The organism is Stenotrophomonas sp. YJH_SMC_17 (assembly GCF_059371655.1).
On record NZ_JCAFUU010000002.1, the window covers coordinates 646,709 to 662,556 of the forward strand.

The 15,848-nt window shown below is 66.7% G+C and carries 11 protein-coding genes; 7 read left to right on the forward strand and 4 right to left on the reverse strand.

All coding sequences use genetic code 11. The features are described 5' to 3' along the window. Positions 1-194: 194 nt before the first annotated feature. The 6 genes from AC5P8Z_RS08025 to AC5P8Z_RS08050 are packed head-to-tail and all read left to right on the forward strand — an operon-like array spanning position 195 to position 8,906. Positions 195-1,799 carry a glucoamylase family protein gene (locus AC5P8Z_RS08025; protein WP_286069096.1) on the forward strand — a complete coding sequence of 535 codons (1,605 nt, stop codon included), beginning with the start codon at positions 195-197 and terminating at the stop codon, positions 1,797-1,799. Then, positions 1,768-3,144 carry a sugar ABC transporter substrate-binding protein gene (locus AC5P8Z_RS08030; protein WP_495228699.1) on the forward strand — a complete coding sequence of 459 codons (1,377 nt, stop codon included), beginning with the start codon at positions 1,768-1,770 and terminating at the stop codon, positions 3,142-3,144. Before AC5P8Z_RS08025 ends, AC5P8Z_RS08030 begins: the two co-directional genes overlap by 32 nt. Further along, the gene (locus AC5P8Z_RS08035; protein WP_005410323.1) at positions 3,141-4,022 is read left to right on the forward strand and encodes a carbohydrate ABC transporter permease; all 882 of its coding nucleotides are present in this window, start codon (positions 3,141-3,143) and stop codon (positions 4,020-4,022) included. Before AC5P8Z_RS08030 ends, AC5P8Z_RS08035 begins: the two co-directional genes overlap by 4 nt. Continuing rightward, positions 4,019-4,855, forward strand: a complete 837-nt coding sequence (locus AC5P8Z_RS08040; RefSeq protein WP_049430599.1) for a carbohydrate ABC transporter permease — start codon at positions 4,019-4,021, stop codon at positions 4,853-4,855. The genes AC5P8Z_RS08035 and AC5P8Z_RS08040 overlap by 4 nt, the downstream gene beginning before the upstream one ends. Next, the gene (locus tag AC5P8Z_RS08045; protein WP_286069095.1) at positions 4,852-8,019 is read left to right on the forward strand and encodes a discoidin domain-containing protein; all 3,168 of its coding nucleotides are present in this window, start codon (positions 4,852-4,854) and stop codon (positions 8,017-8,019) included. The genes AC5P8Z_RS08040 and AC5P8Z_RS08045 overlap by 4 nt, the downstream gene beginning before the upstream one ends. Before the next feature lie 2 nt (positions 8,020-8,021). Beyond that, entirely contained in the window at positions 8,022-8,906 is an 885-nt protein-coding gene (locus AC5P8Z_RS08050) for an endonuclease/exonuclease/phosphatase family protein (RefSeq protein WP_286069094.1), read from the forward strand. Between the two features lie 118 nt (positions 8,907-9,024). On the opposite strand, the gene AC5P8Z_RS08055 is transcribed toward AC5P8Z_RS08050, so the two are convergent. After that, entirely contained in the window at positions 9,025-12,273 is a 3,249-nt protein-coding gene (locus tag AC5P8Z_RS08055; protein WP_495228701.1) for an Rne/Rng family ribonuclease, read from the reverse strand. 407 nt (positions 12,274-12,680) lie between these two features. Here AC5P8Z_RS08055 and AC5P8Z_RS08060 point away from each other — a divergent pair, with 407 nt between their 5' ends. Continuing rightward, positions 12,681-13,655, forward strand: coding sequence for an RluA family pseudouridine synthase (locus tag AC5P8Z_RS08060; protein ID WP_029550681.1), 975 nt, complete (start codon positions 12,681-12,683; stop codon positions 13,653-13,655). A 517-nt stretch (positions 13,656-14,172) separates the two neighbouring features. Here the strand turns inward: AC5P8Z_RS08060 and zupT are convergent. The 3 genes from zupT to AC5P8Z_RS08075 all read right to left on the reverse strand — a co-directional run bounded on the left by zupT (position 14,173) and on the right by AC5P8Z_RS08075 (position 15,844). After that, entirely contained in the window at positions 14,173-14,982 is an 810-nt protein-coding gene (gene zupT / locus AC5P8Z_RS08065) for a zinc transporter ZupT (protein WP_286069089.1), read from the reverse strand. Between the two features lie 98 nt (positions 14,983-15,080). Then, entirely contained in the window at positions 15,081-15,497 is a 417-nt protein-coding gene (locus AC5P8Z_RS08070; RefSeq protein ID WP_286069088.1) for an energy transducer TonB, read from the reverse strand. Beyond that, positions 15,494-15,844, reverse strand: a complete 351-nt coding sequence (locus AC5P8Z_RS08075) for a 4a-hydroxytetrahydrobiopterin dehydratase (RefSeq protein WP_049429106.1) — start codon at positions 15,842-15,844, stop codon at positions 15,494-15,496. The genes AC5P8Z_RS08070 and AC5P8Z_RS08075 overlap by 4 nt, the downstream gene beginning before the upstream one ends. Positions 15,845-15,848 lie beyond the last annotated feature (4 nt).

The following is a 15,848-nucleotide window of genomic DNA, read 5'->3' on the forward strand; positions in this document are numbered from 1 at the left end:
GGGATGCATGGCAATGGCCGGCCTCGTGCCGGTCCATTGCCCACGCCGCTGCCGGACAGGGGGCAGCGGCGTGGGCAATGATCGCGGTGTCAGGCCACGATGTTCGTGGTTTTTTTGGAACGCACCTTGTAAACGATTTCAGATCATTGGACGTTATGCTTTCCCATCGATCAGACCACCGGAGGAACCGCGCCATGCAGGCACGCCATCTGTTGTCCGCCGCCGCGTTGAGCCTGGCCGTGGCCGCCTGCCAACCGGCCCAGCAGGAGCCTGCCAAGCCGCGCCCACCAGTGATCCTGATCGAGGCCGACGCGCCCCCGCGGCCGATGAAACCCGAGCTGCCGCCGCTGTTCGATGACATCGAGCGCCGTACGTTCCAGTTCTTCTGGGACACCACCAACGAAATCAACGGCCTGACCCCGGACCGCTATCCGTCGCGGCCGTTCGCCAGCATCGCCTCGGTCGGCTTCGCGCTGACCGCCTATCCGATCGGCATCGAGAACGGCTGGGTCAGCCGCAATCAGGCGATCGACCGTACCCTGACAACGCTGAAGTTCTTCCGCGATGTGCCGATGGGTCCGCAGCGCACCGGCAAGGCCGGCTACAAGGGCTTCTACTACCACTTCCTGGACATGCAGGAAGGCCGTCGCTACGACAGCTGGGTCGAGCTGTCGTCGGTGGATACCGCGTTGCTGATGATGGGCGTGCTGTTCGCGCAGTCGTACTACGACGGCGACGATCCGCGCGAGAAGGAGATCCGCCAGATCGCCGACACCCTGTACAAGAAGGTCGACTGGCCCTGGCTGCAGCAGCGTGCGCCGCTGATCTCGATGGGCTGGTTCCCGGAGAGCGGCTTCATCGACCACGACTGGATGGGCTACAACGAGGCGATGATGGTCTACATCCTCGCCCTGGGCTCACCCACGCACCCGGTCAGCCCGGACGCGTGGACGGTGTGGACGCGCACCTACGACAACGACTGGGGCGTCTACCAGGGCCAGGAATACCTGTCGTTCGGCCCGCTGTTCGGCCACCAGTACAGCCATGTCTGGATCGACTTCCGCGACATCCAGGACGCGTACATGCGCGAGCGTGGCAGCACCTATTTCCTCAACAGCCGCTCGGCCGCGCTGGCCCAGCGCGAGTACGCCATCGCCAACCCGATGCAGTGGAAGGACTATGGCGAGAACGTGTGGGGCCTGACCGCCAGTGATGGCCCGCAGAACACCACGCAGGAATACCGCGGCGAGCAGCGCCAGTTCCGCCACTATTCCTCGCGTGGCGCCGGCCTGCGCGAGAACTTCGATGACGGCACCATCGCCCCGACCGCGGCGATCGCCTCGGTGGTGTTCGCGCCGGAGCAGGTGATCCCGGCCACGCTGGAGATGCACAAGCGCTACGGCGACTACATCTATTCCAGCTATGGCTTCCTGGATTCGTTCAATCCCAGCTTCAACTACGACATCCCGATCAAGACCGGTCGCCTGGTGCCGGATCGTGGCTGGGTCGCCAGCGATTACATCGCCATCGACCAGGGGCCGATCCTGACCATGATCGCCAACTACCGCAACGACTTCGTGTGGGAGGTGATGAAGAAGAACCCCTACATCCGCAAGGGACTGGAGCGGGCAGGGTTCAGCGGTGGCTGGCTGGCGCCGGAAGGCTCATTCCAGCCGCTGGAACTGCAGAAGGACGAAAAGGCCGCGGCGGCACGCGCGGTGGGTATCGCCGAATCACGCGCGGCTGCCGCGCAGGAACAGAAAAACAATGCCAACCGCAACACAGGGCAGGGGAAGTAACCCGGTGCCGAACTGGATCGACCGCCTGCGCCGCTGGGCACTGCCTGCTCTGGCCGCGTTGGCCGTGGCCGGCTGCGCCCGCACCGAGCCGGGTACCACCACCGTGCGCTTCTGGGCGATGGGTCGCGAAGCCGAGGTGGTCAGCGAGCTGATCCACGAGTTCGAGGCCGAGAACCCCGGCATCAAGGTGGATGTGCAGAACATCCCGTGGACGGCAGCGCACGAGAAGCTGCTGACCGCGTTCGCTGCCGATGGCCTGCCGGATGTCTGCCAGCTCGGAAACACCTGGGTGCCCGAGTTCGCCGAGCTCGATGCGCTGACGCCGCTGCAGCCGTTCGTCGAGCACTCGGCGGTGGTTGATGAAAGGGACTACTTCCAGGGCATCTGGGATACCAACGTGATCCACGGCGAGCTGGTGGGCGTGCCGTGGTACGTCGATACACGCCTGATCTACTACCGCAAGGACCTGCTGGCCAAGGCCGGCTACGACCACCCGCCGCGCACGTGGCAGGAGTGGGACGAGCAGATGGCGGCGATCAAGCGCATGCAGGGTCCGAACCGCTACGCGGTGCTGATGCCGATCAACGAGTTCGAGCAGCAGCTGTCGCTGGCATTGCAGCAGCCCGATCCGCTGCTGCGCGACGACGACACCCGCGGCAACTTCGCCAGCCCGGGCTTCCGCCGCACGCTGGCCTTCTACGCCAACATGTTCGAGCAGGGCTGGGCGCCGAAGATGTCCGAGACGCAGATCTCCAACGTCTGGGACGAGTTCTTCCGCGGCTTCAACGTGTTCTACATCTCCGGCCCCTGGAACATCCGCGAGTTCAAGAAGCTGCAGCCGAAGGAACTGGAAGGGCAGTGGGGTACCGCCGCGCTGCCGGGTCCGGACGGCCCCGGCGCCGGCATCGCCGGGGGTACCAGCCTGGTGATCTTCCGCAAATCGCAGCAGAAGGAAGCGTCGTGGAAGCTGATCGAGTTCCTGTCGCGGCCGCAGATCCAGGCGCGTTTCCATTCGATCATCGGCGACCTGCCGCCGCGCCGCAGCACCTGGAGCGCGCCGTCGCTGGCCAACGATCCGCTGGCTGCGGCGTTCCGTGACCAGCTGGAGCGGGTCAAGCCGACGCCGAAGGTGCTCGAATGGGAGCGCATCGTGCAGGAAATGCGCATCGTCACCGAGAAGGTGGTGCGCGGTGGCCTGCCGCAGGACAAGGCCGTGGAAGAGCTCGACCAGCGCGTGGACAAGGTGCTGGCTAAGCGCCGCTGGATGCATGAACAACAACGCCTGCAGCAGCGCGTGCCGTCGCCGCAATCAAGCAGCGCCGTCGCCGCCGGGAGCGCGCAATGAAACGTACTTCGCTTGCCGGCTGGATCTTCGCCGGTCCCTCGCTGATCGTGCTGGGCGTGTTCTTCGGCCTGCCGGTGGCCTCGGCGCTGGCGCTGAGCGTGACCGACTTCGATCTGTACGCGCTGGCCGACAGCAGCAACCTGCGCTTCGTCGGGCTGGGCAACTACATCGACCTTCTGCAGACGCCGATGTTCTGGAAGTCGCTGTGGAACACCACCTACTTCGTGCTGATCGGCGTGCCGCTGTCGATCGGCGTGTCGCTGGGCGCGGCGATGCTGCTGAATGCACCGGCCGCGCGCTTCAAGGCGCTGTTCCGCACCGCGCTGTTCGCGCCGGTGGTGACCACGCTGGTGGCGGTGGCGGTGATCTGGCGCTACCTGTTCCACACCAGCTACGGCCTGGTGAACTATGGCCTGGGCCACCTGGGCATCAGCCCGATCGACTGGCTGGGCGACCCCAACTGGGCGATGCCGACCATCATGCTGTTCGCGGTGTGGAAGAACTTCGGCTACAACATGGTGATCTTCCTGGCTGGCCTGCAGGCGATCCCGCATGATCTGTACGAGGCCGCACGCATCGACGGTGCCTCGCGCTGGAAGCAGTTCCTGCACATCACGCTGCCGATGCTCGGCCCGGTGCTGCTGGTGGTCGGCGTGATCACCGTGTCCGGCTACTTCCAGCTGTTCGCCGAACCGTACGTGATGACCCGCGGCGACCCACTGCAGAGCACCGTCAGCGTGCTGTATTTCATGTTCGAGGAAGGCTTCAAGTGGTGGAACCTGGGACGCGCCTCGGCTGTGGCGTTCCTGCTGTTCCTGATCATCCTGGCGGTGACCACCGTGATGCTGCGTTTCGGCCGCAAGAGGCAGTTGGTATGAGTCGTGAAATCGGCCAGTCGCGCTGGTACCCGTGGATGATCAATGGTGCGTTGCTGGTGCTGGCCCTGGTCAGCCTGGCACCGCTGCTGTGGATGGTGTCGGTCTCATTCATGCCGCAGGGCGAGGCCAGCCACTTCCCGCCGCCGCTGCTGCCTTCCAGCGTCACCACGCACAACTACCATGAGCTGTTCGCGCGTACCGGCATGGGCGGCAATTTCGCCAACAGCCTGCTGGTCTCGCTGGGCATCACGGTCGGTTCGCTGCTGCTCAACACCATGGCCGGCTATGCCTTCGCCAAGTTGAACTTCGTCGGCCGCGAGCGCCTGTTCCAGGTGCTGATGGCCGCGCTGGTGATTCCGGCGCAGGTGGCGATGCTGCCGCTGTTCCTGCTGATGAAGCAGCTGGGGCTGGTCAACAGCTTCGGTGGCGTGATCGTGCCGGCGCTGGCCAGCGTGTTCGGCATCTTCCTGGTGCGCCAGTACGCGCGTTCGATTCCGGACGAGCTGCTGGAAGCGGCTCGCATCGACGGGGCAGGGGAGCTGCGCATCTTCTTCCAGATCGTGCTGCCGATGCTCAAGCCGGTGTTGGTGACCCTTGCGATCTTCACCTTCATGGGCGCATGGAACGATTTCATGTGGCCGTTGATCGTGCTGACCGACCAGGAGCACTACACTCTGCCGGTGGCGCTGGCCACCCTCTCGCGCGAGCACATCATGGACGTGGAAATGATGATGGCTGGCGCAGTGGTCACCGTGGTCCCGGTGCTGGCGCTGTTCCTGGTGCTGCAGCGGTACTACATCCAAGGTCTGTTGTTGGGGAGCGTCAAGGGATGAAGCGAGCGATCGCCGTTGGACTGGGCCTGTTGTGGACCTCCCTGGCGATTGCCGCACCTCCGGCGCTGCCGGCACCGAAGGTCCTGGACGATTTCGACGATATCGCCGCCTGGACGCTGGTGCTGTCCGACCAGGTCAGCGGCTCGCTGCGGCCGGTCAGCGGCGTCGGCGGTGGCCGCGCGCTGTGCCTGGACTATGACTTCCACGATGTCTCCGGCTACGTCGGCATCCGCCGCGCGCTGAACATCGACTATCCGGTCAATTACCGCTTCGGTTTCCAGCTGCGCGGTGATTCGCCGGGCAACGACCTGCAGTTCAAGCTGATCGACGCCAGCGGCGACAACGTCTGGTGGGTCAACCGCCCCGGCTACACATTCTCCAAGGCGTGGACGCCGGTCGAGTACCGGCGTCGACAGATCGACAAGGCGTGGGGACCGTCTCCCGAAAAGGAGATGGCGCGCAGCGCCGCGGTTGAGTTCACGATCTACAGCAAGGTCGGCGGCCGTGGCACGGTGTGCTTCGACAAGCTGACCCTGCAGGGCCTGCCGCCGCAGGATGATTCGGCGCTGGTGCCGTCGGTGATCGCCGATACCGCCACCGCCCTGCAGGACCGCATGATCGACGGCAAGAGCGATACGTTCTGGATCAGCGGCGGGGTCAAGCAGCAGACCATCAGCCTGGACCTGCACAAGAGCCGCGAGATCGGCGGTGCGGTGATCGACTGGCTGCCGAACCTGGAAGCGCGTCGCTACACCGTCCGCACCTCCGAGGATGGCCGCGATTGGCGGACCGTGCGCGAAGTGACCAGTGGTGCCGGTGGTCGTGACTGGCTGGCGCTGCCGGACACCGATGCGCGCTACGTGCGCTTCGATCTGCAGGATGGCCCGAACTGGCGGTACGGCATCCGTGACATCGCACTGAAGCCCCTGGCGTTCGCCGCCACGCCCAATGCCTTCCTGTCCTCGGTCGCCGCCGACCTGCCGCGCGGCTCGCTGCCGCGCGCGTATGTGGGCGAACAGCCGTACTGGACCCTGCTCGGCCTCGATGGCGGCCAGGAACAGGCGCTGATCAGCGAGGACGGTGCGCTGGAGCCGGCCAAGGGCAGCTTCAGCATCGAGCCGTTCATCCGCCTCGATGGCGAGCTGCTGGACTGGTCCAAGGTGGCCATCACCCAGTCGCTGCAGGATCATTACCTGCCGATCGCGAATGTCGACTGGGTGCACGAGAAGGCCGGCCTGGCGGTGACAGGTTTCGTGCAGGGCACGCCGGAGCGTGCGCAGCTGATCGGCCGCTACCGGCTGAGCAATCCGGACAAGGTGGCGCACGAATACACCCTGGCACTGGCAATCCGCCCGTGGCAGGTCAATCCGCCTACGCAGTTCCTCAATACCGTGGGTGGCTTCAGCCGCATCGAAGCGCTGGATGTCGGCGAGCAGCTGGTTCGGGTCAACGGTGAGCCGCGAATCTACCCGCTGCAGGTGCCGGATGCGCGCTTTGCCAGCACGTTCGACGGCAAGCTCGATGCAATGCACCTGGCGGACGGCAAGTACCCGGCCACCACGGCGGTGAAGGACAGCACCGGCATGGCCTCGGGCGCGTTGATCTATACGTTCAAGCTCGAGCCCGGCCAGAGCCGCGAAGTGGCAGTGGTGCTGCCGCAGACCGGTGGCTGGGCGCCGAAGGCGCTGGACGTGACCAAGGCGCAGGCGCAGGTGGCCGAGCAGTGGCGGCAGAAGCTGGGCGTGGTCTCGCTGCAGGTGCCCGCCGCGGGCCAGGCGCTGGTCGATACCCTGCGTACGGCCGTAGCACACATGCTGATCTCGCGGGTTGGCCCGCGCCTGCAGCCGGGCACGCGTTCGTATGCCCGCAGCTGGATCCGCGATGGCGCGATGATCTCCGAAGGACTGCTGCGCATGGGCCGCAGCGACGCGGTGCGCGATTACATCAACTGGTATGCGCCGTACCAGTTCGAGAACGGCAAGGTGCCGTGCTGCGTCGATGCGCGCGGCAGTGATCCGGTGCCGGAGAACGACAGCCATGGCGAGCTGATCTACAGCATCGCCGAGTATGGGCGTTACACCGGCGACAGTACCTTCACCGAGCTGATGTGGCCGCACGTGCAGGGCGCTTACACCTACATGGAGCAGCTGCGCGCCAGCGAGCGCACCGAAGAGAACCGCGCGCGCAACCCGGCGTTCTACGGGATGATGCCGGCCTCGATCAGCCACGAAGGCTATTCGGCCAAGCCGATGCATTCGTACTGGGACAACTTCTGGGCGTTGCGCGGCTACAAGGACGCGGCGCTGCTGGCGACCCAGCTGGGCAAGGTCGAGGCGATGCAGATTGCCGAATCGCGTGACCAGTTCCGTGATGACCTGCAGGCCTCGTTGCTGTCGGCGATGCAGCAGCACACCATCGACTACCTGCCAGGCTCGGCAGAGCTGGGCGATTTCGATGCGACCTCGACCACCATCGCGCTGGCGCCGGGCGGCGAGCAGGGCCGGCTGCCGCAGCAGGCGCTGGAGGCGACCTTCGAGCGCTACTGGAAGGAATTCGTGGCCCGGCGCGACGGCAAGCGCGAATGGAAGGACTACACGCCCTACGAGTGGCGCAACGTGGCCGCGTTCGTGCGCCTGGGCTGGCGTGACCGCGCCTGGCAGGCCACCGAATTCTTCTTCAGGGACCGTGCGCCGCAGGCCTGGAACCAGTGGGCCGAAGTGGTCTCGCACACACCACGCAAGCCGTTCTTCGTCGGTGACCTGCCACATGCGTGGGTGGCCTCGGACTTCGTGCGTTCGGCGCTGGACATGTTCGCTTACAACCGCGATATGGACGATGCGCTGGTGCTGGCTGCTGGCGTGCCGACCGCGTGGCTGCAGGGCGAGGGCATCGCCGTTCAGGGCCTGCGTACTCCGCAGGGCCAGCTCAACTACCGCCTGCAGCGCAGCGACAAGCAACTGGTGCTGGACGTGCAGCCGGGCCTGCTGCCACCGGTCGGTGGCGTGGTGTTGCCGTGGCCGTACGCCGGTGATCCGGGCGAAGCGACCATCAATGGCGAAACGGCCGAGTGGGTCAACAAGGAGCTGCACGTGCATCAGTTGCCGGCGCGGGTCGAGATCGATGTACCGAGCGCGGTGCGCCGCGCCGAGCGCAAGGGGCAGTAACGATGAAGCAGCAGGGGGCAAGGGTGCGCACGACCGTGCGTGCCCTGGGGCTGGCAATTGCATTGGCATTGCCGGGCGCGGTGACGGCGGCCGAGCCGGCCGCCGCGGCGGCGGCTGACGTCGCCACCGCGCCGGGCATGAGCATGGTCACCTTCAACCTGCATCACGACCGCGAGGACTGGCCAGCCCGCCGCCGCACCATCCTGGCCGAGCTCAAGCGCCTGCAGCCGGATGCGGTTGCCCTGCAGGAAGTGATCCAGCGCCGCAACGTGCGCAACCAGGCGCAATGGCTGGCCAGCCAGCTCGGCTACAAGTACGTGTTCGTGTCCACCGATCCGGTGGGGGCGCCGAAGCGCTATGGCAACGCCCTGTTGACCCGGCGACCGATCCTTGCCCATGGCGATCATCTGCTGCAGCCGTTGGACGACTACCGCACGGTTGCTCACCTGCGCATCGACGTCGACGGCACGCCGGTGAACGTCTACGCCACGCATCTCAACGAGCGCAGTGACGAGCGCGGGCAACGCATCCGCCGCAGCCAGGTCGAGGACCTGCTGCGCTACATCACCGAAACCTCGGCCGGTGCGCCGGTGGTGATCGCCGGCGACTTCAACGCGCTGGTGGATGCGGGCGACCTGAGCGAGCTGCGCAGCCACTACGGCGACAGCTACGGCAGCGTGCACGTGAACACCGACCTGGCCGGGGTGAGTACGCTGAACCGCCACTACTACCAGGCGCCTTCCCGCATCGACCACATCTTCTTCCAGCAGGACGAGATGGTCGCGCGCGAGGCGAAGATCCTGTTCGACCAGCCCGACGACAGCGGTCGCTGGGCTTCGGACCACTACGGCGTGTGGACCCGCCTGCAATTCGCGCCGAAACCCTGACGGGACACGCCTGGGTAGGTGACAACCTTGGTTGGTACGGTTCGGCCCGAAGCACAAACAAAAACGGCGGGGATCACTGATCCCCGCCGTTTCCTTTTCTCACGTGATCAAGGAGCGATCAGTTCGCCGGCGGCGTGCGCTTGGCGGCCTCTTCGTCTTCTTCATCAGCCTTGGCTTCTGCAGCCTGGGCGGCAGCGTCGGCGTGGCCGTCGGCGACCGGGTCGATCAACGGCGTCACCACCGCGTCGGCGACCGGGGCCGCGGCTTCGACCGGCGCGGCTTCCACCACCACCGGCGCGACCGGCTGTTCGGCGACCACGACCGGCTCGACGACCGGCTTGGCTTCAACCACCGGAGCAGCCTCAACGATCTCCGGCTTGGCTTCTACCACCGGAGCGGCTTCGATAGCGGCCGGCTTGGCTTCAGCCACCGGTGCAGACTCGACTGCCGCCGGCTTCGCTTCGATCACCGGAGCGACTTCAGCCACCGGGGCTGCTTCCACCGCGACCGGCTTTGCTTCGACCGCCGGTGGGGCAACAGCGACCGGCTGCGCCGGGGTTGCTGCGTCGATGGCATCGAGCATGCTGGTCTGCACCGGCGAGGACACCGGCTCTGCCTTGGCTGCGGTTTCAACCGGCGCCGGCACTTCGGCGGTGATCGGTGCGGCAGCCTCGACCACGGCGCTGCTCACCACCGTCACCGGTGCGGCGACAGCAGCGGCGGCAGCACGGACCGGCTTCTCGGCTTCGACAGCGACCGGTTCGGCGTCGTCATCGAAATCGAATTCCGGCTGCGAACGGGTCGGCTGTGCGGCGGCGACCGGCGTGGCCGGGGCAGCACTGTCGACGTTCGGCTCGACGCCCTCGGCGTCATCACCCTCGTCACCCTCGTCCTGGTCATCGCCCAGGCCGTCACCACCGGCAGCGTTCTCGGCGCCACCGCGACGACGACGACGGCCGCCGCGACGGCCGCGACGGCGGCGGGTTGCACCTTCGCCAGCCTGCTCGCCATGGGCGTCGGCTGCAGTCTCTTCACCGGTCACCGCAACGGCATCGTTGCCGGTGTCGGCAGCGGTGTCGACCGGTGCCGTGGCATCCGCCGGAGCGGTGGTCACCGGTGCAACGGCTGCCACCGGCGCGGTGGCTTCCTGCGCCGTCACCACATTGGCGGCGACGGCAGTGGCGGCCACGGCTGCTGCCGCGGTCACACCTTCAACCGGGGCTTCGGCGACGTTGCGCTGCGGCTTCTCGGCCGGCTTGTCACCGTCCTGCTGCGGGCGCGGCTGCTTCGGCTGCTTCAGCTTCGGCTGCTGCTGGTTCTGGCCCTGCTGCTCGTTGCGCGGCTTGTTCTGCTGCTGCGGCTGCTGCTGGCCATCCTTCTGCTGCGGTTCCTTCTGCTTGCCCTGCTGCGGCTGCTGCTGGGCGTTGCCGTTGTTGCCGTTGCGGCCGTCCTTGTTGCGCTGCTCACCCCGGTCCTTGCGGTTGCCGCCATCCTTCTGCTGCTGCGCGTTGCCGTTGCCACCGTTGCCACGGTTTTCGTCGCGACGGTCCTTGCGGTCCTTGTTGCGATCCTTGTTGCGGTCCTTGCGGCCGCCGTCCTGCTGCTGGCGGGCGGCGGGAGCCGCAGGTGCCGGTGCCGGGGCCGGTTCGCCACCGAACACGCGCTTGAGCCAACCGATCACGCCACCGCTCGGGGCCGCTGCCACCGGCGCTGCGGCGACCGGGGCCGGCGCCGCCTTGGCCGGTTCTGCTTCCTCGCGCACCGGGGCCGGGGAGGTGTGCTTGACCTGGGTCACGGCCGGCGGCGGGATGTTCAGCTGGCCCTTGGTCAGGGCGTGCACCGGCAGCTTGCGCGGGGTGCCGCGCTGGTAGCTGGGCTTGCTGCTTTCTTCACCCAGCTCGTTCTCGCGCAGGCGGGTGACGGTGTAGTGCGGGGTGTGCAGCTGCTCGTCGGCGACGATCACGATCGGCGCTTCGTGGCGCTGTTCGATCTCGCGCAGGGCGCTGCGCTTCTCGTTCAGCAGGTAATTGGCGATCTCCACCGGGGCCTGGACCAGCACCTGCCCGGTGTTCTCCTTCATCGCATGCTCTTCGGCGACGCGGATGATCGACAGCGACAGCGACTCGACGCTGCGCATGCGGCCGTGGCCGTCACAACGCGGGCAGACGATCTGGCTGGACTCGCCCAGGCTCGGGCGCAGGCGCTGGCGGCTCATTTCCAGCAGGCCGAAGCGCGAGATGCGGCCGACCTGCACGCGCGCGCGGTCGTACTTCAACGCGTTGGCGAGGCGGTTCTCGACTTCGCGCTGGTGCTTGTTGGAGGCCATGTCGATGAAGTCGATCACCACCAGGCCGCCCAGGTCGCGCAGGCGCAGCTGGCGGGCCACTTCCTCAGCCGCTTCCAGGTTGGTCTGGAACGCGGTGTCCTCGATGTCGCTGCCCTTGGTGGCGCGCGAGGAGTTGACGTCCACAGCGGTCAGCGCTTCAGTCTGGTCGACCACGATCGAACCGCCCGACGGCAGGCGGACGTTGCGCTCGTAGGCGCCTTCGATCTGCGACTCGATCTGGAATCGGTTGAACAGCGGGATGTCGTCCTTGTAATGCTTGAGCTTGCGCAGGGTCTGCGGCATCACCTGCTGCATGAACTCGCGGGCGTGCTCGTACATTTCCTCGGTGTCCACCAGGATCTCGCCGATGTCGGCGCGCAGGTAGTCACGCAGGGCGCGCACGATCAGGCGCGATTCCTGGTAGATCAGGAACGGGGCCGGCTTGCTCAGCGCGGCCTCGGCGATGGCGCGCCAGACGTTGAGCAGGTAATCCAGATCCCACTGCAGCTCTTCCGCATCGCGGCCGACGCCGGCGGTACGGATGATCACGCCCATGTCGTCGGGGATGTTCAGCTTGTCCAGGGCCTCCTTCAGGGCGGCACGGTCTTCGCCTTCGATGCGACGGGACACGCCGCCTGCGCTGGGCGAGTTCGGCATCAGCACCATGTAGCGGCCGGCCAGCGAGATGAACGTGGTCAGGGCAGCGCCCTTGTTGCCACGCTCTTCCTTGTCGACCTGGACGACGATCTCCTGGCCTTCCTTCAGCAGCTCGCGGATGCCGGCCTTGTTGTGGTCGACGCCGGCCTGGAAGTAGTCGCGGGAGATTTCCTTCAGCGGCAGGAAGCCATGGCGGCCACCACCGTATTCGACGAAGGCCGCTTCCAGCGAGGGCTCGATGCGGAAGATCCGGCCCTTGTAGATGTTGGACTTCTTCTGTTCCTTCGACGGCTGTTCGATGTCGATGTCATACAACGACTGGCCATCCACGATGGCAACACGCAGCTCTTCAGCCTGCGTGGCGTTGATCAGCATTCGCTTCATTGTTGCGTTCCTCGCAAGCGGCTACCGCGCGGAACGCCATGGGGTTTCGCCTCTGGACACGGCTCGCCGCCCATTCGCGCAAGCGCGGGGAGGGCGGCTTGGGTTTCCAGCGCTACGACACCACGGCAGGCCGCGGGAGCGCTTCACTCTTATGGGTTTTGGGTGTTGCAGGGCCGCAGGCAGCTGTCAGCCAGGCTGGAGCGCCACGCGGGACATGTTCAGCACGGTTGCGTGTCAGGCATCCGGCGATGGCCGGGAAGGCCGGTGAGCCGCTAACATGGCCGCCCCGCGGGCGGTGGTCGCGCACTGTGCCGGATTCGTCGGAAGCTGGGCTTCTGGCCCTGAGTAACTTCCAACGAAATCAATCCCTTATCTCGCCCCCCGAGTGTAACAGAATAAACAGCCTGATGACCGCCCAAGACCCGACCAAACCCGCTGGCGACAAGCCTTCCGTGCGCATGATCACCGTTCCCGCCGACCGCGCCGGCCAGCGCCTGGACAACTTCCTGCTCGGACAGCTGAAGGGCGCCCCGCGCAGCCTGGTCTACAAGCTGGTGCGCAGCGGCCAGGTACGGGTGAATGGCGGCCGCGCCAAGGCCGAGCGCAAGCTGGAGGCCGGTGACGAGGTGCGCGTACCGCCTGTCCGTCTCAGCGAGGAGGGAGACAAGGCCGGTCCGCCGGAGGCGTTCATGCGCCGCCTGGAGCAGGCCATCGTCTTCGAGGACGCCCGCCTGCTGGCCCTGAACAAGCCCACCGGCGTGGCCAGCCACGGCGGCAGCGGCATCAGTTTCGGCGCCATCGAGACCCTGCGCGCGCTACGCCCGGGGCAGACCCTGGAACTGGTCCACCGGCTGGATCGCGACACCTCGGGCCTGCTGATCGTGGCCAAGAAGCGCTCAGCGCTGAGCGAACTGCAGGCGCTGCTGCGTGAAGACCACGGTGCCGGCATCCGCAAGCGCTACCTGACCCTGCTGGCCGGGCGCATGCCCGACGGCGTGATGACCGTCGATGCACCGCTGCATGTCGGCCTGCGCCAGGGCGGCGAGCGCCATGTGCAGGTCAACGCGATCGGCAAGGAATCGATCAGCCACTTCCGGGTGCTGGAGCGCCGCGGCGGCCATTCCTACTGCGAGGTGCGCATCGAGACCGGCCGCACCCACCAGATCCGCGTGCATGCCCAGCACCTGGGGCATCCGGTGGCAGGTGACGACAAATACGGCGATCCCGCGGTCAACAAGCGGCTTCGTGAGCAGATCGGATTGAAGCGCCTGTTCCTGCACGCGGCCTCGCTGGAATTCGCACTGGACGACGGCAAGAGCCCGTATGTGCTGAACGCGCCGCTGGCGGATGAGCTGGTCGAGGCGCTGGACCGGCTGAAGTAACCTCTGCGAGGGGCTGACCGGCCATCGGGCGGAGCCGCCTCGCGGCTCGCCTCCAAAGCGGGATTCCGGTTTTGGTCGGTCCGGATGGGTTGGCGGGGGACGCCGTGAACCCATTCTTGAAGTGACCCCCGGGGCTTGGCCGCGGCATCCATGCCGCGGACACCCCCGCCAACCCACCCGGACCACCCTTCGACAGATCGCGTTCGCGTCAGCCACGGAACATCAAAAGAAGAGCAGACTCGGGCCGCGTGGCGGCCCGGGTAGAGTCGAGCGACGCTCGACTCACGCGCACAGCGCGGGCTTCGCTTTTCATTCTTTCATTGCGCGGCTGGCACGCACGTAAAAATGAGGGGCACGGGCGGGGTCGGCTTGCAGGGGTGTCCGCCGCAGGGATGCGGCGGCCAAGCCTCAATGGCTGGATCCACGGCGTCCCCTGCAAGCCGACCCCGCCCGTGACCGCTCAATACTGTGGAATGCGCCAGCCGCGAGGGGGCTCAGCCCGTTGGCCGGGAACCCCTCACCACTTGAACAGCACAAGGCTGATCGCCAGTGTGCCCATGCCGGCCACCAGCCCGTACACGGTTTCGTGGCCCTTGGCATAACGCTTGGCCGCCGGCAGCAGCTCATCCAGCGCAAGAAACACCATCACGCCTGCAATCAGTCCGAACACCCAGCCGAACGTAGCGTGCGACAGCGATCCGGCCAACAGCCAGTAGCCCAGCAGGGCCCCCACCGGCTCAGCCAGACCGGACAGCAGGCTGGCGCCGAACGCATAGAACTTGTTCTGGGTGGCGAAGTACACCGGCACCGCGATTGCAATGCCCTCGGGAATGTTGTGGATGGCAATCGCAAACGCCAGTGGCATGCCGACCGAGGGGCTTTCCAGCGTGGCAAAGAAGGTTGCCAACCCTTCCGGGAAATTGTGCGCGGTGATCGCGACCGAGGTCAGCAGCGCAACCCGCTTCAGGTACTCGCGGCTGTTTTCGCGGAACGCGGGGTCCTGCTTGTCCAGGCTGTCGTGCGGATTGGGAATGAAGTGGTCGATCAGCACGATCACGATCACGCCGGCCAGGAACGCCAGCGTGCCGTAGGTGAAGCCGGTGCGCTCGCCATAGGCCAGCGCGAACGATGCGATGGACTTGTTGAGGATTTCCGACAGCGACACATAGACCATCGCGCCGCCCGCGAAGGCCAGGCCGAACGCCAGCAGGCGCGGGTTGGGGCGCCGTGAGAACAGCACCAGCAGGCTGCCGATGGCGGTGGCGAGGCCGGCCGCAAGGGTGACCGCCAGCGCGATCCAGATGTTTTCGGGGGGAATCTGCAGCATGTGCCGACGCGGTCCTGGTCAATAGACAACCGCCCCGGGCAAGGCCGGGGCGGCGAGGGTGAGGCGGGCGTCGGCTGGCCTCGTCGGGGCGCGGGCGATCACCCGCCGCGGCGCAGGCGTTCTTCGATGGCGAAGCACTGGTCCGGCTTCGGCTGCGGCGGGTTGAAGCTGACCGGCACCTGGATGGTGGCCGGCACCGGCTGCCCGTTGCGGGTGGCCGCGTTGAACTGCCATCCCTGCACGGCGGTCTTTGCCAGTTCATCCAGCTGCGGGTTGCCGGCGCCGGTCAACAGGGCCACGTCGCTCGGCTTGCCGTCGGTGCCAATGGTGACCTTGAAGGTGCTGGTGCCGCCAACACCCATGCACGCCAGCTCAAGCGGGTACTGCGGCGGCGGCGTCTTCACCGCGGCCACTTCGGTCGGCGGCGGCGGTGGCGGTGCGGGGGGCTCGGACGCGCCACAGCCGGCCAGGCCGGTCGCAGCAATCAGGGACAGGCTCAGCAAACGTACGTTCATGGCAGTTGCTCCGTCAGGGCCGAAGTCTTTGCAGCGCAGATGAAGTCGTTCTCGCTCAGGCCGCCCACGTCGTGCGTGGAAAAGCGCACGACGGCGCGGTCGTAGTGCACGCCCAGGTCCGGATGGTGGTCCTCGTGGTGGGCAATCCAGGCCAGCGCGTTCACGAAGGCCATGGTGGCGTAGTAATCCTTGAAGCGGAAGGTGCGCGTCAGGGCCTGCCCGCCCTCGCTCAGCTCCCAGCCGGGAATCTGCGGCAGCAGTTCGGCCAGGCGGGCCTCGCCGAGCTTGTGGTCGCTGCCTTTGCGCGGCACGCAACGGGCCTGGGCCAGTGGAATCAGGTCGGCCATGGGA